Origin of the sequence: Amycolatopsis sp. NPDC051045, from assembly GCF_040682955.1 — a bacterium.
In the GTDB taxonomy this organism is placed as follows: Bacteria; Actinomycetota; Actinomycetes; order Mycobacteriales; family Pseudonocardiaceae; genus Amycolatopsis.
Map to the genome: position 1 here is coordinate 28,153 of NZ_JBFBCC010000026.1, position 18,597 is coordinate 46,749.

15 protein-coding genes and 2 pseudogenes are annotated in these 18,597 nt (G+C 71.4%); 6 read left to right on the plus strand and 11 right to left on the minus strand.

Annotated elements, in window-relative coordinates; translation table 11 throughout:
* The first annotated feature begins 100 nt into the window (after window positions 1–100).
* The gene (locus AB0M80_RS37815) at window positions 101–709 is read left to right on the plus strand and encodes a DoxX family membrane protein (RefSeq protein ID WP_364574565.1); all 609 of its coding nucleotides are present in this window, start codon (window positions 101–103) and stop codon (window positions 707–709) included.
* 82 nt (window positions 710–791) lie between these two features.
* Window positions 792–1,475 carry a CBS domain-containing protein gene (locus AB0M80_RS37820; protein ID WP_364574567.1) on the plus strand — a complete coding sequence of 228 codons (684 nt, stop codon included), beginning with the start codon at window positions 792–794 and terminating at the stop codon, window positions 1,473–1,475.
* Window positions 1,476–1,504: 29 nt separating this feature from the next.
* Here AB0M80_RS37820 and AB0M80_RS37825 read toward each other — a convergent pair whose 3' ends face one another.
* Together AB0M80_RS37825 and AB0M80_RS37830 are read right to left on the minus strand one after the other, a co-directional pair.
* Complete coding sequence (locus AB0M80_RS37825) at window positions 1,505–2,485, minus strand: nitroreductase (RefSeq protein WP_364574569.1); 981 nt, start codon at window positions 2,483–2,485, stop codon at window positions 1,505–1,507.
* Window positions 2,482–2,964, minus strand: coding sequence for a DUF6292 family protein (locus AB0M80_RS37830; protein WP_364574571.1), 483 nt, complete (start codon window positions 2,962–2,964; stop codon window positions 2,482–2,484). Before AB0M80_RS37830 ends, AB0M80_RS37825 begins: the two co-directional genes overlap by 4 nt.
* A 264-nt stretch (window positions 2,965–3,228) precedes the next feature.
* On the opposite strand from AB0M80_RS37830, the gene AB0M80_RS37835 reads away from it, so the two are divergent.
* Both AB0M80_RS37835 and AB0M80_RS37840 read left to right on the plus strand, forming a co-directional pair.
* Window positions 3,229–4,788 (plus strand): AAA family ATPase, encoded by a 1,560-nt coding sequence (locus AB0M80_RS37835; RefSeq protein WP_364574573.1) that lies wholly within the window; start codon window positions 3,229–3,231, stop codon window positions 4,786–4,788.
* Window positions 4,785–5,497 (plus strand): annotated as a pseudogene (locus AB0M80_RS37840) (nitroreductase family protein). The gene AB0M80_RS37835 and the pseudogene AB0M80_RS37840 overlap by 4 nt, the downstream one beginning before the upstream one ends.
* On the opposite strand, the gene AB0M80_RS37845 reads toward AB0M80_RS37840, so the two are convergent.
* Both AB0M80_RS37845 and AB0M80_RS37850 read right to left on the minus strand, forming a co-directional pair.
* Window positions 5,494–8,214, minus strand: a complete 2,721-nt coding sequence (locus tag AB0M80_RS37845) for a GNAT family N-acetyltransferase (RefSeq protein ID WP_364574575.1) — start codon at window positions 8,212–8,214, stop codon at window positions 5,494–5,496. The pseudogene AB0M80_RS37840 and the gene AB0M80_RS37845 overlap by 4 nt on opposite strands.
* A gap of 181 nt (window positions 8,215–8,395) precedes the next feature.
* Complete coding sequence (locus AB0M80_RS37850; RefSeq protein WP_364574664.1) at window positions 8,396–10,084, minus strand: GAF domain-containing protein; 1,689 nt, start codon at window positions 10,082–10,084, stop codon at window positions 8,396–8,398.
* Window positions 10,085–10,274: 190 nt separating this feature from the next.
* Here AB0M80_RS37850 and AB0M80_RS37855 point away from each other — a divergent pair, with 190 nt between their 5' ends.
* The gene (locus AB0M80_RS37855; RefSeq protein ID WP_364574576.1) at window positions 10,275–11,231 is read left to right on the plus strand and encodes a hypothetical protein; all 957 of its coding nucleotides are present in this window, start codon (window positions 10,275–10,277) and stop codon (window positions 11,229–11,231) included.
* Here the strand turns inward: AB0M80_RS37855 and AB0M80_RS37860 are convergent.
* The 7 genes and pseudogenes from AB0M80_RS37860 to AB0M80_RS37890 form a co-directional block, all read right to left on the minus strand.
* Window positions 11,228–11,866, minus strand: coding sequence for a response regulator transcription factor (locus AB0M80_RS37860; RefSeq protein WP_364574578.1), 639 nt, complete (start codon window positions 11,864–11,866; stop codon window positions 11,228–11,230). The genes AB0M80_RS37855 and AB0M80_RS37860 overlap by 4 nt on opposite strands.
* A gap of 126 nt (window positions 11,867–11,992) precedes the next feature.
* Window positions 11,993–12,898 (minus strand): universal stress protein, encoded by a 906-nt coding sequence (locus AB0M80_RS37865; RefSeq protein WP_364574580.1) that lies wholly within the window; start codon window positions 12,896–12,898, stop codon window positions 11,993–11,995.
* A complete protein-coding gene (locus AB0M80_RS37870; protein ID WP_364574582.1) occupies window positions 12,895–13,506 on the minus strand; it encodes a CBS domain-containing protein in 612 nt (203 codons plus the stop codon). Before AB0M80_RS37870 ends, AB0M80_RS37865 begins: the two co-directional genes overlap by 4 nt.
* A 155-nt stretch (window positions 13,507–13,661) precedes the next feature.
* Window positions 13,662–14,573, minus strand: a complete 912-nt coding sequence (locus AB0M80_RS37875; protein WP_364574584.1) for a universal stress protein — start codon at window positions 14,571–14,573, stop codon at window positions 13,662–13,664.
* Window positions 14,574–14,607: 34 nt separating this feature from the next.
* Window positions 14,608–15,625 (minus strand): annotated as a pseudogene (locus AB0M80_RS37880) (DUF4389 domain-containing protein).
* Complete coding sequence (locus AB0M80_RS37885; protein WP_364574586.1) at window positions 15,622–16,152, minus strand: flavodoxin domain-containing protein; 531 nt, start codon at window positions 16,150–16,152, stop codon at window positions 15,622–15,624. Before AB0M80_RS37885 ends, AB0M80_RS37880 begins: the two are co-directional and overlap by 4 nt.
* Window positions 16,153–16,301: 149 nt before the next feature.
* Window positions 16,302–16,796 carry a hypothetical protein gene (locus tag AB0M80_RS37890; RefSeq protein WP_364574588.1) on the minus strand — a complete coding sequence of 165 codons (495 nt, stop codon included), beginning with the start codon at window positions 16,794–16,796 and terminating at the stop codon, window positions 16,302–16,304.
* Between the two features lie 956 nt (window positions 16,797–17,752).
* On the opposite strand from AB0M80_RS37890, the gene AB0M80_RS37895 reads away from it, so the two are divergent.
* The gene (locus tag AB0M80_RS37895) at window positions 17,753–18,481 is read left to right on the plus strand and encodes a calcium-binding protein (RefSeq protein ID WP_364574590.1); all 729 of its coding nucleotides are present in this window, start codon (window positions 17,753–17,755) and stop codon (window positions 18,479–18,481) included.
* Window positions 18,482–18,597: the final 116 nt, after the last annotated feature.

Consider the following 18,597-nt stretch of genomic DNA (forward strand, 5'->3'; position numbering starts at 1 on the left):
ACGTTGTGTGCACCAAAGTCACTGTGATCCGGGGACTTCGGCCCCAGCGCCCGGCCGTGCCACGGCTCATGCTCTGGGCACAACCGAAAAGGAGCCCACGATGTCCGTCCAGGACCGCGGCCCGTCCCTGACCACCCCCTTCCTCCCCGACCAGCCGCGAACGCGGACCACCGAGCAGGCCCGGCCGGCCTCGTCCGCGCGCGGGCCGGCGCTGGCCGTCCTGCGCATCGTGATGGGCCTGACGTTCCTTTGGGCCTTCTTCGACAAGACGTTCGGCCTGGGCTACTCCACGAGTTCGGCGCAGGCTTGGATCAGCGGCGGCTCCCCGACCAACGGATTCCTCGGCCACGTCCAGGTCGGCCCGATGCAGTCGATGCTGCGCGACTGGGCCGGCGCCGGCTGGGCCGACTGGCTGTTCATGCTGGCTCTGCTCGGCCTCGGCGTCGCCCTCCTGCTCGGGGTGGCCCTGCGCCCAGCCGCCGTCGCGGGCACCGTCCTGCTCGCGCTCATGTGGATCGCCGAATGGCCGCTCGCCCGGTCCACCTCGGCCGGAACGGCGACGTCGTCGACCAACCCCCTGATCGACTACCACCTCGTGTACCTCGTCGTGCTCATCGTCCTGGCCGCCTTCGCCGCGGGCGACACCTGGGGCCTCGGACGCCGATGGGCGGATCTCGGCCTCGTCCGACGCAATCGCTGGATGCACTGACCGGATCCGTCACGTCCACCAAGACACCGTCGTGCCGGCAACGTCGTTGCCGGCACGGCACCCGACACCACAGGAGGACACCGTGCAAGCCAAGACAACGGTCGGCGACGTGATGACCCGAGCGGTGATCACCGTCGGGCCGGAACTGCCGTTCAAGGATCTCGTCCAGGTGATCGTCACCAGTGGCGTCAGCGCCGTGCCGGTGGTGACCCCGGAGGGCACCATGATCGGCGTGGTGACCGAGGCGGACCTGCTCTGCCGCCAGGCACACGAAGACGACGTACCCGGCGCCGCCTGTCCCCACTTCGCCGGTCACCTGACCAAAGAGGACTGGCGCAAGGCCGCCGGGCAGACCGCGGCGACATTGATGTCCACGTCTCCCGACACCACTTCGCCCGCCGCCACCCTGCCTGCGGTCGCGCGTCTGCTCACGCAGCGCAGGGTCCGCCGGTTGTTCGTGCTGCAGGACGAAAAGCTGGTCGGTGTCGTCGCCCGGCGCGACGTCCTCCGCAGCTTCCTGCGCACCGACGACGACGTGCAGTCCGATGTCGACCACACCGTGTTCGACGAGGCCCTGCACGCCAACCGGAACAACGTGCTCGCGAGCGTCGAGCACGGCGTCGTCCTGCTGACCGGCCGGCTCGAGTACGAAGCCGACGTGGCGACCGCGGAACGCATGACCCGCGCCGTCCCCGGCGTGGTGGACGTCCGCAACCGGATGGACTTCGTCTGGACCGGCCAGGGCGCGCACAGCACCACGACCTGAACACCTCCACCGCGGCTCCGCACGCACGTTCAGGACTTGCGCAGGACCTCTTCGACCGCCCGGTGCGGCGTAATCGGATCGGGTTCGCTGCTGTAGCCCAGGCGCATGAGGACCTGGGGGAACCCGCCCAGCGTCAGGTCCGCGCGCAGGACCGACCTGATGGGTTCGAGGTGCAGCGGCTGCGTGAGCACCGCGGCCGCCAACCCCAGGTCGACCGCGGTCAGCCAGGCGCGTTCCATCGCGTACCCGGCCCGGATGTGGTCGAGGCGGGTGTCGTCGGCGGTCACGAAGACCAGCAGCGACTCCGCCGCCAGCCGGGTCTCGATGTCGGTGATCCCGGGCAGCTCGGTGGCGCTGCGGACAAGCCCGGCCCACGGCACCGAACCCGCCGGCACGTGGCTCGCGGGCAGTCCGACACCGTGTCGGTGTGCGCGTTCGTCGCGGATCGTCCACAGCGACAATTCCCGCTGGTACCCGCTGTCGGCCTGGGAAAGCTCCGCGGCGACGTGCAGCAGCCGGGCGACCACGGTGGTCTCCCGGCCCGGGCGGACCAGGCGGGCCTCGACGCCCGGCGCCACGCCCGTCTCCCCTATCCGCCGCAGCGCCACCGCCGGGACCGGAGTGTCCTCGAAGGGTGCTCGGTGACTGGCGCGGCGCGCGATCACGCCGTACCGGTGCAGCTCGGCTGCGGTCGGCGCCGCCGCAGCCTCGGCGCCGACGCGCGCCACGACGTCCGGTCGCGCCCGGTCGGGGAGGAATGCGACGTCCGCGGCCCGGCCGAGGGTCCGGACGGCGAGTTCCAGGTTGGCCACGGCGGCACCGCAGGACGCGGCGCGGTCCCGCCCGAGCGGGTCGTGGTGCGGAAGGCGCAGCTCGGTGCGCTCACGCACCAAGACCGCCTCGGGCACGAGGTCGAGCGTCCACGGCTGGAGATTGTGCACCGACGGCGCGCTCATCAGTGACCGCACCAGCACCTCGGTCTCGGTCTCCGTCCAATCCGCGGCCGTCACCATCCCTCCGCAGTGGGTGCTTCGGTCGGCCGTAGGAACGACGCACCGGTGGTCCACCGGTCCCTGCGGTACGGCGCCAAGCGGGAAAGCAGGCCGGCCTGGCCGTCGCGCAGGTCGGGTGGGACCGGGACGACGACCGGGCAGCCGAGCGACCGGCTCGCGGCGACGAATCCGCGGACCCGGGCCGGCTCGGGCACGAGCTCGCTCCCGAGGTAGGCGAGCACCAGCAGGTCCTCGCCGGAATGGGTCTCCATCGCGAACGACCACCCGTGCCGCTCGTCCCACAGCAAAGCCATGTCACGGTCGGGACTGCGCACCAGCCGCACGTCCAACGCGATGTAGGCCGACACCGTCGAGTCGGCGTCCACGGTGCAGGACTCTTCGCCGACACCGACCGCGGCGCTCACCGCGGTCAGGTATCCGGTCAGCCCGCACAGCAGTCCGTATTCACGGTCGATTCCGGTCAGCAGAGGAATCACGCTCGATCCTTCCGGCTCATTCAGCGGCCACGCGAGGGCGTGGGGGCCGCATCCCCCGACGTTACGATTCCGCCGCCGTCCCGGCTGTCGGCGTTCGTCCTCTCGCCGAAGGACTTTCGTCACTTGACGACCACCGCACCGGCCTGCGGAAAAGCGGGACCGCGCCCCCGGCGGTGATCGCGACGTTGCGGCCGGTGACTTCCGCCGCGGAGCCGGGGACCTAACGCCCTTCGCCCACGCGGGCAGGGCGCCGATGCTCGGTCCATGGCCGTTCCCTCGCCCTCCTGGGCCGGTGTGCACGAAACCCACATCGGCGTGGTCTTCCTCGTCGGAGACCTCGCCTACAAGCTCAAGAAGCCCGTCGACCTGGGCTTCCTCGACTTCTCCGCCCGCGAGACCCGCGAGCGGGTGTGTCATCGCGAAGTCGAGCTCAACCGGCGGCTGGCGCCGGACGTCTACCTCGGCGTCTCCGACGTGACCGGACCCGGCGGCGCCGTGTGCGACCACCTCGTCGTCATGCGGCGCATGCCCGAGGACCGCCGGCTCTCCACCCTGGTCCGCCGGGGTGTGCCACTGGCCGCGACGATCCGGGCGCTGGCCCGGCAGCTCGCTGCCTTCCACGCCCACGCCGATCGCGGGCCCGCGATCGACGCCGACGAGACCCGCGACGCCGTCCGGAACCGGTGGCGCGACAGCTTCGAGCAGGTCCGGCCCTTCCACGGAAGCGTGCTCGACGCGGCCACGGCGATCGAGATCGAAGCACTGGCCGAGGAGTTCCTCGCCGGCCGCGAGGCCCTGTTCGACCGCCGGATCGCCGAAGGGCACGTCGTCGACGGGCACGGCGACCTGCTCGCCGACGACATCTTCGGCCTCGACGACGGTCCCCGCGTGCTCGACTGCCTGGAGTTCGACGACCACCTGCGCCACGTCGACGTGCTCGACGACGTCGCCTTCCTCGCGATGGACCTCGAACGGCTCGGCGCACCCGAACTGGCCGCGCAGCTCGTCGCCGACTACCGCGAGTTCGCCGGTGACCCCGCTCCCCCGGCGCTGCTGCACCACTACCTCGCCTACCGCGCCTTCGTCCGGGTCACGGTCGCCTGCCTGCGCTCGGCACAGGGCGACACCGAAACCGCCGGACTCGCCCGCGAGTACGCCGACATCGCGCTACGGCACCTACGGCTCGGCCGGGCCCGGCTGATCCTCGTCGGCGGCGCCCCCGGCACCGGCAAATCCACGATCGCCGGCGGGCTCGCCGACCGGCTCGGCGCCACCCTCCTGCAGACCGACCGGCTGCGGAAGGAACTCGCCGGGCCGACGCCGGTGCCACAGCCCGCCGAAGGCTACCGGCAAGGCCTCTACGACAGCGCCCACACGGACTCGGCCTACGCCGAGCTCACCCGTCGCGCCGGGAAACTGCTGGGGCTCGGCGAAACCGTCGTCCTGGACGCGTCCTGGTCCGCCGGCCGGCACCGCCGGCTCGCCACCGACGCGGCCGAGCGGGCGAGCAGCCCGGCACTGGCCGTGCGCTGCGAAGTACCCGCGACTGTCTCGGCGCAGCGGATCACGAGCCGGACCGACGAGCTGTCGGACGCGACCCCGCAGCTCGCCTACCGGATGGCCGAAGACGCCGACCCGTGGCCCGAGGCGCACCCGTTGACCACCACGGGAACGCCTCGGGAATCGATCGCGCGGGCAATGGCCTATCTGGCTCCGGAGCACCGAAAGTCCCCGGCCCGGAAGCATTCCGGCCCTCCCGCGGACGGCCGCAGCAATGCGAAGGTCGACCTGACCGACGAACTCGATCGCGAGGCAGACCGATGACGGACCGCAGATTTTCGGACGACTTCACCGTCAAGACCGCGGTGGCCATGGCGGGCCGCGCGCCGTCCGTGCACAACTCCCAGCCCTGGTCCTGGCGGATCGGGCACAGCTCACTGCACCTCTACGCCGACCCCGACCGGCAGCTGCGCGAAACCGACCCGGACGGCCGCGACCTGATCCTCAGCTGCGGCGCCGTCCCACCGGCACGCCGAAGACCCCGCCTACCGCACCGAACTCGCCGCCTGGAGCGGACGCCACTTCGCACCCGACGGCGTCCCGGCCCGCAACACCCCGCCGCCGGACGACACCCCGGGCGCTGCCGGCCCGCCCGTTCGCCGACCCGATACTGACCCAGCCGGCCGCTGCCCAAGCCGAAGACGACGAGACCGTGCTCTTGGTGCTGAGCACCGCCTCCGACGACCGGATGTCGCGGCTGCGCGCGGGCGAAGCGACCAGCGCGGTCCTGCTGACCGCCACCGCTCTCGGCTTGTCCACCTGCCCGCTCACCGAGCCGCTGGAGCTCGCCGACGTCCGCCGGTCCGTCACCGAGAACGTCACCGGCGGCTCGTACCCGCAGATGGTGCTGCGCCTCGGCTGGGCCCCGGCCAACGCCGACCCGCTCCCCGCCACCCCGCGGCGCGATCTGGCCGATGTCCTGCAGCCGCTGGAAGCGCCGCCGAGGAACCACTTCCGGTACCAGCGCCACTAGCGTCGGGCGTCGTTTGATGGTCTGGGCCGAGCCGGGCCCAGACCATCATCGCGCCTTCCGGCACGCCCGCACGATTTCCTCGCCGGGATCAGTCCCGCAACCGGCGCAGGAACGGGTCGGTGGGGGGCCCGGTGTTCGAATCGGGCTCGGACGTCGAGCGCTACGCAGCCGTCGGAACGGACCCGGACCGGGTTGAGGTCCAATTCGGTCAGCTCGGGCACCAGTTCGGCCAGCCGGCTGACCTTCAGCAGCACTTCCCGCACGGCCGCCCGGTCGAGCTGCCCCGACCAGAGCGTCTTCGCCGAGCGCAGGCCGTCGAGCAGCAGGTCGGCGTCGGCGCCGGTGAGCGGGGCGAGGCGAGCGGCGCGGTCGGCGACCAGGTCGGTGTCGACGCCGCCGAGGCCGAACACCACCAGCGGCCCGAACACCGGGTCCGAGCGCACGCCGACCAGCACCTCCCGGCCCGGCTCGGCCATCGGCTGGACGGTGACCCCGCGCAGGGCGGAACCGAATCGGGAACGCAAGGTACGGAACCCGTCGGGGAGGTCGGCGCCGCGCACGTTCAGCAGCACGCCTCCGCCCGCCGACTTGTGCAGCAGCCCCTCGGCGTCGGCTTTCAGCACGACCGGCGAGCCCAGGTCCACGGCCGCGGCCTCCATCGAGTCGCCGGCCTCGACGTAGGTGGTCTCGACCATCGGGATGTCGGCCAGGCGCAGGAGCTCGACGGCGTCCGTGGGCGACAGCCAGCCTTCCCGCCCGGCGGCAAAAGCCCGTAGCGCGCCGGGATCTGCCGGCGGTGCCAGGGCATCGTCGGCTTCGGGCCGGTTCAGCCACTGCTCGTAGCGGACGAGACTCGCCAGGACCGCGGCGGCCGCGGCCGGGTCGTCGTAGCACGCGGTCACCCCGGTACCGGGCACCAGCGGCGCGACGCGGGCGCTCTGCCCAGGCCTCACCGCGAAGACGGTCTTGAATTCGGGCGGGAGCACGTCGGCGAGCGCGGTCCCGGGATCGCCGACCGCGGTGGGCACGGTCGCAGCGATCACCGCGTCGACGCCGTCGTCGGCGAGCACCGCGCGCAGCGCGTCGGCGAACGCCTCCGCGGGAACGGCCGCGGTCGTGTCGACCGGGTTGCGCACCGCCGCTTCGGCCGGCAGCAGCTTCGCGAGCCGCTCCCGCGTTTCGTCGGACAGGTCCGCCATCACCAGGCCTTCCCGCTCGCAAGCGTCCGCGGCCAGTACCCCGGCACCACCGGCGTTGCTGACCACAGCCACCCGCGGCCCGCCCGGCAACAGCTGCCAGGACAGCCCGGCGATGACGTCGACCAGCTCGGCGACGGTGTCGACGGCGATGATCCCGGCCTGCTCGAACAGCGCGTCCCGGGTGACGGCCGGGGTGGCCGCGGCGGCGGTGTGCGACGCGGCCGCCCGCTGGGCGGTCCCGCCGCTGCCCGAGCGGACGGCGAGCACCGGCCGGGTGCGGGCCAGCTGCCGCGCCAGGCGGCTGAACTTGCGGGGGTTGCCGAACGATTCGAGGTAGAGCACGGCCAGTTCGGTCCGGCGGTCGGCGGTCCACCACATGAGCAGGTCGTTGCCGCTGACGTCGTACTTGTCGCCGGTCGAGACCAGGCTCGACAGGCCGAGGCCCAGGTCGTCCAGCGACTCCGCGAGCGCGATGCCCACACCACCGGACTGGGTGACCACGCCGACGTTGCCGGGCTTCACCGCCCCGGCAAGGAAAGTGAGGTTCAGCGGGCAGGCGGGGTCGGTGGACACGACGCCGAGGCAGTTCGGGCCGACCAGCCGCATGCCGTGACGGCTGACGGCTTCGCGGACCCGGGTTCCCGCCGGGGTCCCGGTCAGGCCCGAGGAGATCACGAGCACGGCGCGCACCCCTCGCCGACCGCACGCCTCGACAGCGTCAGCGGCGACCGTGGCGGGCAGGCAGACGACGGCGAGTTCGGGGGTGCGGGTCAGCTCGGCGACGCTCGCCACGGCCGGCACGCCGAGGATCTCACCGGCGTGCGGGTTCACCACCTCGACCGGTCCCGGGTAGCCGGACGCGACCAGGTTGGCCAGGATCGCGTGGCCCACCGAACCCGGGCGCCGTCCCGCACCGATGACGGCGATCGACGACGGCTTGAACACGTGGGTCAGGCTGGCCGCATCGGCGACCGAGTCGCGCTCCAGCACGGCGTCCAGGTACGCGGCGTCTTCGTCGAGGTTCATCACGACGTCCCGTTCCGGGCCACCGATGCCGGCCTCGAACCGCAGGCCGAGGTCGGCGAAGACGTGGATCATCTTGGCGTTCTCGGCGAGCACCTCGGCGACGAACCGCTTCAGGCCCGTTTTCCGGGCGTGCGAAACGAGGTGCTCCATCAGGAGGGTCGCGACGCCCTGCGTGCGCACGGTCGCGTCGACGACCAAGGCGACTTCGGCGTCGCGGGAGTCCTTCAGGACTTCGTAGTTGGCGACGCCGACGAGCTCGCCGCGCCGGTAGCAGCCCACGGCGTAGTGCCCCGGGCCGGGATCGGCGGCGATCTCCCCCGCCAGTTCGTCCAATTTGGATGGTCGGGCGCCGAAGAACCGGAAGTAGGTGTCCTGCTCGGTGAGCCGGGTGTGCAGGCCCAGCACTTCGACGGTGTCGGCCGGGTGCAACGGACGCACCAGCACCACGTCGCCGTCCGCGAGCAGGGCCCTGGAGCCCACGTCCACACTCATGCTGTCTCTCCTCGGGCTCAGCCGGGCGCGACCGGCCAACGGGCGACGACGGGTGTCGCTTCCTCAAGGAGACCCCGGAAAGCGGGCTTCCCGACGCGGCCGGACTGCCCGAACTCCGAGGACCTTCGTCACCGAAGTGCGCGCCGCTCCACCGGAGCCCGTCGTCGAGGCGCCCGGGCGGTCAGCCGAGCGGCGCCGACCACTCCAGCTTCACGCCGCCCTCGGGCCCCGGTTCCAGGGTGAACCGCCCGCCGGCGGCTTCCGCGCGTTCGCGCAGGTTGCCCAGCCCGCTCGGCGAGACGTCGGCGGGGATACCGTGGCCGTCGTCGACCACGACCACCCGCACCTCGTCGTCCTTCACCGAGACCGACACCCACAACGTCGAGGCCTCCGCGTGCCGGACGGCGTTGCTGACGGCCTCGCGCACCACCGCTTCGACGTGTTCGGCCAGCTGCGTCGGGACCGTGTCGAGCGTGCCGGACATGCTGACCGTCGGGTGCACCGGCGCGTCGTCGGTGAGCTCGGCGATCGCGTCGTACAGCCGGTGCCGCAGCCGGGTCTCCCCCGCCGCGCCGCCGTGCAGGTCGAAGATCGCCGTGCGGATTTCCTGGACGATCTCGTGCATCTGCTCGATGCTGTCGCCGAGCCGCTTCTGCAGCTCCGGCGACTTCGTGCGTCGCTGCGTGCTCTGCATCGACAAACCGACCGCGAACAGCCGCTGGATGACGTGGTCGTGCAGGTCACGGGCGATCCGGTCCCGGTCACCGAGCACGTCCAGCTCCCGCGCCGCCCGCTGCTGCGCCGCCAGCTGCAGGGCCAGCGCCGCCTGATCGGCGAAAGAGGCCACGACCGACAGCTGAGCGGCGCCGAACGACGGCGCACCCGCCTCCCGGACCGTGATGAGCACGCCGCTCGTGTGATCACCCGCCCGCAGCGGAACGATCAGCGCGGGTCCGAACCGGTGTTCCCCCAGTTCGAGCTCGGTGGCGCTGCGGGGCGTCCGGTCCCGGTACACCGCGCCGGGCACGCTGCCGTCGAGGACGATGCGCAAGCCCGCCAAGTCGGCCGCGCGCACCCCCGCGCAGACGGTGACGGTCAGCTCGTCGACGTCGTCGCCCCAGTCCTCGTCGACGTCGAGCCGGCCGGAGTTCGGCAGTGCGAGCAGGGTGACGTCGGAGCCGGTCAGCTCCAGCGCCCGGCTGGCGATGGTGTTGAGCGCTTCGGCCGGGTCGCTGCCGCCCAGCAGCTCGGTCGTCACCTCGCCGGTCGCGGCCAGCCACTGCTGCCGAACCTGCGCCTGTTCGTAGAGGTGGGCGTTCTCGATCGCGATGCCGGCCGCGGCGGCCAGCGCCTGCACGACCACTTCGTCGTCGTCGGTGAACGGCCCCCCGTTCTTCTTCTCCGTCAGGTACAACCGGCCGAACACCTCGTCACGCACCCGGACCGGCACGCCGAGGAACGAGTGCATCGGCGGGTGGTGCGCCGGGAAACCGGCCGACGCCGGATGGGCCGAGATCTCCTCCAGCCGCAACGGTTTCGCTTCTTCGATGACCACGCCGAGGACGCCGTGGCCCTCGGGCAGGTGACCGATCAGGCGACGGGTCTCGTCGTCGATTCCGAGGTGGATGAACTCGGACAGGGAGCCGTCCTCGGCGAGCACGCCCAGTGCACCGTACTCGGCCTCGCCGAGTTCGATCGCGGCCTGCACGATGCGCCGCAGCGTGGCGTCCAGCTCCAGCCCGGACGCGACGGCCAGCACCGCGTCGAGCAGGCCGTCCATCTTGTCGCGGGTGCCGATCAACAGCTCGATCCGGTCCTGCAGGTCCCGCAGGACCTCACGCAGCCGCAGCCCGGACAGCGTTCCCGCCATCCGCCGGAGCTCCTCCTCCGGGCGCTGCCCGGGTTCGTTCACCGACACGTGCCCACGACCTTCACATCGTCCACTCCTGCCTCACCGCTGGTGACTTTCTCCCCTTTCCGCCGTCCTGCGGCACGAGAGACCGTCACAGGAAGCTCTCCGGGAACCACAGCGTGCCGCTCCACGGCACCGAGAGGGAACCATGACACTACCCATCACCTCGATCGGCCTGCTGAACCCCGATCAGGTGAAGTCCGTGCTCGGCGCGGCGGTGCTCGCGCCGTCGACGCGCAACACGCAGCCGTGGCGGTTCCGCTGCAGTCCTGCGGGCATCGAGCTGCACGCCGATCCGGACCGCGCTCTGCCGGTGGCCGACGTCGACCAGCGGGAACTGCTGCTCTCGTGCGGCGCCGCGTTGTTCAACCTCCGCACGGCGATCCATGCGCTGGGTGCCCACCCCGCCACGACGCTGCTGCCCCGGCGCGACGACCCGACGCTGCTCGCCGTGGTCCGGCCGTTCGCAGCCCGCAAACCGGACCGGCGGCTCGTCCGGCTGGCCGACGCCATCCCGCGCCGCCACACCAACCGCACCCCGTTCGCCGCGGTCGTCAACCCCGACGCGGTGGTCGCCGACCTGCGCCACGCCGCCGAGGCCGAGCAGGCCTGGCTGCCCCGGCTGGACACGCACCAGATGGACCGCCTGCGTGAACTGGTGCTCAAGGGCCACCACACCCAGATCGCGGACCCCGCGTTCCTCGCCGAATGGCGGCTGTGGACCACCCGGCCCCAGGACAGCCGCGACGGCGTCCCCGAAAACACCGCCGGCGCGGACGGCGGCTCGCCGGAGCGGGGCCAGGCCGAAGACGCCGATCCCGTGGTCGTGGTCATCGGCTCCTTCGACGACCGAACGGCGGACCGGATCCGGTCCGGTCAGGCCATGCAGCGCGTGCTGCTCACGGCCACCGCCGCCGCGGTCGACGCGTCGTTCATCTCGCCGCCGGTCGAGGTCCCCGAAGTACGGGCAGAACTGCGCACCTTGCTCGGGGGCGGGCTGTGGCCGCAGGTCGTGCTGCGCCTCGGCCACGGCACACCGGCGCCCCGGACGCCGCGCCGGTCCCTGGACGACGTCCTGCTGGCACCGGACCGGCTCAGCGCCTAGCTCCCGTGCTGCCGCTGCTCGGTGGCGAGGACGGCGGCCTGGGTGCGGCGCTCCATGCCCAGCTTGGTCAGCAGCCGCGACACGTAGTTCTTGACGGTCTTCTCCGCAAGGAACATCCGCTCGGCGATCTGCCGGTTGGTCAGGCCTTCGCCGATCAGTTCCAGCAGCTTCCGCTCCTGGTCCGACAGGTCGGACAGCGGGCCTTTCTTCGTCTGGCTGTCGCGCAGCTTGGTCATCAGCACAGCCGTCGCGCGTGCGTCGAGCAGCGACTTGCCCGCGCCGACGTCCCGCACGGCCGAGACCAGGTCCATGCCCTTGATGTCCTTGATCACGAACCCGCTGGCGCCGGCCATCACCGCGTCGAGCATCGCCTGCTCGTCGGTGTAGGAGGTGAGCATGAGGCACTTCAGCTCGGGCAGCTTCGAGCGCAGCTCGCGGGCCAGTTCGATGCCGTTGCCGTCGGGCAGCCGCACGTCCAGCACGGCCACGTCCGGGTCGAGCGCGGGAATGCGCGCCAAAGCCTGCGAGACGCTGCCGGCCTGGCCGACCACGGTCAGCTCCGCGTCCTCGTCCAGCATGTCGGCGACGCCGCGGCGGACGACCTCGTGGTCGTCGACGAGAAAGACCCGGAGCATCGCCGACCTCCTGCACTGGGAAACGTTCGACCGAGTCAGCGTACGACCACCGGAGTCCTCGCGATGACGACGAAAGGCCTCCAACAGGTGCCGGAGGTCACCTTCAGGGCCGGGTGCCGGGGGCGGTCACTTCCTCCGCTCGGGGCGGACGACGAGCACCGGGCACTGGGCGTGCTGGATCAGGGCCTGGCTGGTCGAGCCCAGCAGCATGCCGGTGAAGCCGCCGCGGCCGTGACTGCCCACGACCACCAGCTGCGCGGTCTCGCTCGCCTCGAGCAGCGCGTGCCGGGGCCGGTCGCACTCGAGCAGGGGGCGGATCTCGACGTCGGGATATTTCTCCTGCCACCCCGCCAGCCGCTCGGTCAACAGCCGCTCCTCCCCCTCTTCCAGAGCTTCGGGCTGGGTGAAGATGCGGACGGTCCCGCGGGTGTCCTCGTAGGTGACGTCGTCCCACGCGTGCACCGCGACCAGCGGCACACCGCGCAGCGAAGCCTCCTCGAACGCGACCTCGATCGCCGGCTCGCTGTTCGGGCTGCCGTCGATGCCGACCACGACCGGGCCGGCGTCCGGGATCATCGTGGTGTCCTGGCGGCCGCGGACGACGGCGACCGGGCTGTGCGCGTGGCCGGCGACCGTGGCCGCGGTGCCGCCGACCAGCATTCCGGCGAACCCGCCGGCGCCGGTCCGGCCGACGACGAGCATCCGGGCGTGCCGGGACTCGTCGATCAGCATCGGCACGGGCGGGTCGTTCGGCAGTTCCGTCGTGATGACGAGGTCCTCGTCGATGGCCGCGGCGAGCTTGCGGGCGTCGGCGACGGCTCGTTCGCCGTCCGCTCGGACCGCCTCGAACAACGTCGCCGCGCCGATTCCGGTCATGCCACCGCCGTAGTACAGACCGGCGACCTGCAGCCCGTGCACGATCCTCAGCTCCAGGTGCCGCAGTGAGGCGATCCTGGCGGCCCAGGCGAGCGCGGCCGTGGAACCGGCGGAGCCGTCCACGCCCACGGTGATCCTCGGGTCGGTGGTGCTCATCGGTTCCGCTCCTGACCCGCATAGGCGGTGTCGGCGGCGACGACACCGGGCACGGCGAGCGCCAGCAACTGGGCGACGTGCCGGTCGGTGTCGTCGTCGAACTGGTCGGCGATGTGGACGCAGCCGTCGAGGACGTCGATCTTCCAGCGGCCGCTGCCGCCGTAGATCTCCAGCCGGTGCTTGACGTCCCGGGCGATGTCGGTGTCCTCCCGCGCGAGCACGCGCACGATGTCGCCGCGGGTCACGATGCCGACCACGGCCGAGCCCTCGACGATCGGCATCGCCCGGATCCGGGCGTCCACCAGGGCCCGGCACAGGTCGGCGACGTCAGCGCCGGTGCTCATGGCGGTGGCCGGGCTGGTCATCAGGTCCCCCACCTTCTTGCCCGCGGCGATGGCTTCGTGACGCTCGTGGGCGTACCGGGCGTCGACCGGGATCCGGCCGCGGATCAGGTCGGCCTCGGTGACGATGCCGACCAGGCCCTCGTCGTCGTCGACCACGGGGAGGGCGGTGAAGCCGTGCGCGGACAGCAGCCCGGCCGCCTCCTTGGCGGACGTGCACGGCTGCACGGTGATCACCGGCGCGCTCATCAGGTCGCGTGCTCGCATCGGGGGTTCCTGCCTTTCGTATCACTTCCCAACCTAGGAAGGCGCGATCTCGGGCACCGCTGGCGTCGGTCACCGGTCGTGAGGACTTACGTCCCTTCGAGCGGCTACGACCGGCGTGGTGAAGCCGGACGCGGCGGTGCGGTCCGCAGGAGTCCTCACGACCCGTTCCCGGTCACCTGGGGTCGCACGACGGCCACCGGGCACGGCGAGTGCGCGATCAGCGCTTGGCTGGTCGAGCCGAGCAGCATGCCGGTGAACCCGCCGCGGCCGCGGCAGCCGACCACGATCAGCTGGGCGTGCTCGCCCCTTTCGAGCAGCCTGCGCACCGGGCGGCCCCGCGTGACCTCGAGTTCGATCGCCAGATCCGGGTACTTCCGCTGCCAGCCCACCACCTGCTCGGCGAGCTTGACGCGCTCCGCCGCCGCGATCTCCACCGGGTCTTCCTCCAGCGGGTGGGGCCGCAGCATGCCGTCGGCGAGGACGTCGCTCCAGGTGTGCACCGCGATGAGCTCGGTGCCGCGCAGCTGAGCTTCTTCGCAGGCGAACGCGATCGCGCCCTCGCTGTCGGGCGAACCGTCCGCCCCGACGAGCACCGGCCCGGTGACCGGGGGCGGGTCGTGCGGGGTCCGGCCGCGGACGACGGCGATCGGGCAGTGCGCGTGCGCCGCCACGGCCACGGCGGTCGAGCCGACGAGCAGGCCGGTGAACCCGCCCAGGCCTCGCGAGCCCAGCACGACCAGCTCGGCGTGCTGCGACTCCTGGATCAGCGCGCTGACCGGGTTCCATTCCCGGGCGGCCGTGGTGATCTCGAGCCCGGGGTGTTCGGCGAGGACCGCTTCTCTCGCGCCGGCGAGCCACAACCCGGCCTGTTCCGCCAGGCCTTCCCGCAGCTGGTCCGGCGATCCGAACGCGATCGGGGACCGCACGTTCGGCAGGGTGTAGACCTGCACCAGCCGCAGCGGGCGACCCCGGCGGTGGGCCTCGGTCCCGGCCCACACGGCTGCCTGCACCGCCGAGGACGAACCGTCGATCCCGGCGACGATCGCGCCGTCGATCAATCCGTGCATGGTCTTCCTTCCTTCAACCGCCACAGCGGACGGATCAGACGTGGCTCGGCAGATCGGGCGGGACAGGAGTGCTCGGCGGGCCGGCGCGGTGTGCGCGGTGCGCGGCGAACCCGATGAGCAGGGCGCCACCGGCCAGCAGAACGGCGCCGGCGAGCAGCAGGCCGAGGGCGATCCAGCCGATCGCGGGCGCGGTCGCCCCGGCTTCGGCGCGCACGGAGATCCCGCGCGAGCCGTCGGCGTTCATCACGACCGCGGTCCACTGCCCGGCACCGACCGGCCAGGAGACTGCCTGAGTGCCCGAGCCGGACGCGGTCGCCGTCCACACCCCGGCATCACCGGGCGGGATGGCCGGCGCACCACCGGGGTGCACTCGATCACCGGAGCGGTTGTCGGCCACACCGCCCAAGGTCGTGAACTCGGTCGTGGCCAGGTAGCCGGCGACGTCTTCGGAGCGGCCGATGCCCACGAAGAGCGGGTGGCCGTCGGTGGCGGTCGCGCGGACCCCGCGGGTAGCGGCCGGTGAACAGCGGCACCACCCCGGCGACCAGCACCAGCACGCCGACGAGACCGCCGGCGGCCCAGTCGAAGCCGTCGTCGCGGCCGTTGCCGAACAGCAGCCAGCTGCCGCCGCCGGCGAACAGGCCCACGATCACGAAGTGCGGGATGGCCGGCAACCACCACTTCACGAGCACCAGGCCCCGCGAAAGCCGCTCCGGATAGGCGATTTCCAGCCGGGCCGGGTAATCCGGGACGTCGGCGAAGGTGAACGGCGGGTACCGGTCGGTGCCCAGCCCGGCGTAGGAGTAGTACTGCACCCGCCAGCTCCACCGCAGCACACCGGAGGTGAACGCGAAGAGGGAGCGCGGGTAGCGGCCGGTCACCAGGATCGCGAAGAACGCCGCGATCGTGACGAACGGGTACGCGAACCACAGGAACGCCAGCACGACGTAGTGCGGGACGGCCAGCAGCCACTTGACCAGCCACAGGCCACGCGACAGCGGCTCGTCCAAGGTCGCTTCCACCCGGACCGGGTAGCTGCGTGGCGCCGTCATGCCGAGCTCCTGGCGACCTCGGTCACCGCAAGGGCCGAGCCGATCTCCCGGCCCCAGGCCCGGATCGACGGCCAGTCGCGGTAGTCCCCGTCCTCGACCCGCAACGCGGCGACCATCGCCCGCTCCGGCAGGTGCAGCGCGTGGCGGTCGATCTTCCCGCCGAACAGCCGGTGCTCACGGGCCCCGAGCCGCATCACCACGTCGGCGACGCCGGCCGGCTCGTCGGCTTGCCGGTCCCGCTCGCCGACAGGGCCGCTGGAGAACACCCAGACCGGCAGCCCGCGGAGTTCGTCCACGAAGGTCTCGGCGAGCTTCACGGCCGCCTCGAGCCAGTGTCCCATGTAGACAGCGGAACCGAGGACCACGGCGTCGAAGCCGTCGACCGAAGTCACCAGGCTCGCGTCACGGACTTCGACCTCTGACCACACCCCGGCGTCGGTCAGCGCGGCGCCGGCCGCGGTGGCGATGTTCTCGGCGATTTCCCTGGTGGCGCCATGTCGGCCGGCCACCGTCACGAGGATCTTCATGCTTCCAGCCTCGCGCGGGACCCGGCCCCGGCTTAGGGGCCAATGTCCCTCGGGGCTCGCCGAAAGTCACCGAAGTTTCGCCCACGGTCCGCACCGCCCGCCGCGACCGCCCCGGACGGCCGCGGCGGTCGCGGTATCGCCGGTCGTGCCTAGCGGACGGCCTGGAACTGGGCGGTCCAGGTCGTGTGGAAGGTCATGGCCTGGCAGCGAATGTCCGTGTCGTCCTTCATCTTCACGGCGTCGGTCAGCTTGTACGGGAAGTTGGCCTCGCTCACGGCGAGCGTCGGCAGGAGCGGGTCCGCACCGGCCACGGACAGTTCGAGCTGACCTTGGCAGTAGGGTTTGTCGGCGACGTTCCCGACCGTGTCGATCACGACATCGCCGGGGGTCACGGACACCAATTTGATCTTCACGTTGGCGTTCGGGTTGGACAGGGTCAAGGTGACGTAGGCCTTCTCGCCGGGCAGCAGCGTGCCGACCTGCGCACCGGTCACGGTGGCGGGGGTCATCGCCTCGGCGGAACCGGACACCCCGCTTGTGGTGCTGTCCTGAACGAACGCGGCGACCGCGAAACCACCGACTCCCACCAGTGCGCCGACAGTGGCGACGACGAGGACGGACTTGGCCTTGTTGTTGCTACGCATGGAACTTCTCCTTGGATTGATGAGCACTCGGTTCTCAGGGTCCGGTCGTGGGTGCCGGTTCGGCGGGACTGGGTGTCACCTCGGTGGGTGTGCTGCTCGCCGGCGTGGCTGTCGTGGCGGGGATGACCGGCTCCGCCGACGGTGGGGCAGACGGCGTCGTCGCTCCGATCGCCGATGTCGGTTCCGGCGTGGCGGATGGGCCGGGTCCCCAGTTGCCGGCCTTGCCGTCGACTGTTGCGGTCACCACGACCAGGTCGAACCCCGTGGCCACCGCTACACCAGTGGTGGAAAACCCAATGGCCATCAACGCAATGACACCGGTTTGGCGGAAGGTACGCATGTGCATGCCCTTCAGGGCTTGATTTCCGGCGTCATGGCGCCATCCTGGCGATCGAGCACTGCGGGCTCGCATCGGTTTTCCCGGAGCTGGTCGATGCGCTCATCGTCTCAGCCGCAGCCAAGCGTTTGAACCGTTTTCGTCTTGCCCTGTACGTCGATTGCGTGACGTTCCCTGTTACGAATATCGACACGCGACGTCGAATCGTGACAAATGTCCACAAATTCGCACGGAAAACGAACTGCGCATGAATTGCGTTCGTGAACGCGCCGGGCCGAGAACGGTAGGCGCCGGCCGTGCACCTCCGCCAGTGCTCAAGGGCCTGATACCGGCACGTCACCCTGGCCATGCTCGCCCGCATTACGTCCGTTCGAGGGACAGCGGTATTGATCCAGGCGGACACAGGGGTAGGTTGGCGTGTTGTTGCCCCGGACCTCGGCGACGTGACAGGTCCGCGATTGATCGCGGATGCGGATCACGAGCCGAGGTTCTTCTGCGCCGAGGAGCGGACGCCGGCAGTACGGCGGATGCGGGTGGCTCGTGATCGGCACAACTCAGTCACGTTGGCGCGCCGCGTCCATGTGAGTCATCGCCGAATCGCGATCCAGGAAATGAAGCCATGAGAATTCAACAGACCCCATTCCGCCGGGGACTCGTCGTCACGCTGGCCGGAGTCCTTGCGGCGCCGGTCATGTGGGTGATCGCCCCGCTGACCGCCCATGCCGCCGTCAACTGCGTCGTGAGCCCCGGGGTGACCCAGACCGATACGACCGTGACCGGCAGTCCCGGCAACGACACGATCGACTGCGGCGGCACGAACCCCGGCAAGACGATCAACGGCAACGGGGGAAACGACACCATCACCGGCTCGGACTTCGACGACACGATCAACGGCGGGGACGGGAACGACACCATCACCGGCGGCACCGGTAACGACACCCTCACCGGCGGCCTGGGTATCGATACGATCTCCGGCAGCGCCGGCAACGACACCCTCATCGGCGCCTCCAACGACGGCAGCCAGGACAGTCTCGACGGCGGCCTCGGCACCGACACCTGCCAAGGCCCCGCACCTGACCCCGACATCCACGCCAGCTGCGAAAACACCAGCACCCCGCCGACGACGGGCCCGGGCTCGGGCACGGCGAACGCCACCCAGCTGTGCACCGCCACCGGCGGCGTGTTGTCCCTCACCGTGAACCCGGTCGGATACGTCTGCGTGTTCAACCCCCTCAACCCCGCCAACCGCCGCGTCACCGAGGCCGGCAAGATCTGCACCGGAGCCGGCGGGACGTTCGTGAACCTGCTCCCGCTGAGCTACGCCTGCGTCCTCCCGACCGCGCCGTAAACCACCCATTTCTGCCAGCTGATCCAAATGCCCGCACCGGGGCGAACGGGATCGACGAGAACGGCCGCGCCTCGAATGAGGGCGCGGCCGTTCCGCGTTGAGGGCGCGGTTCGCCT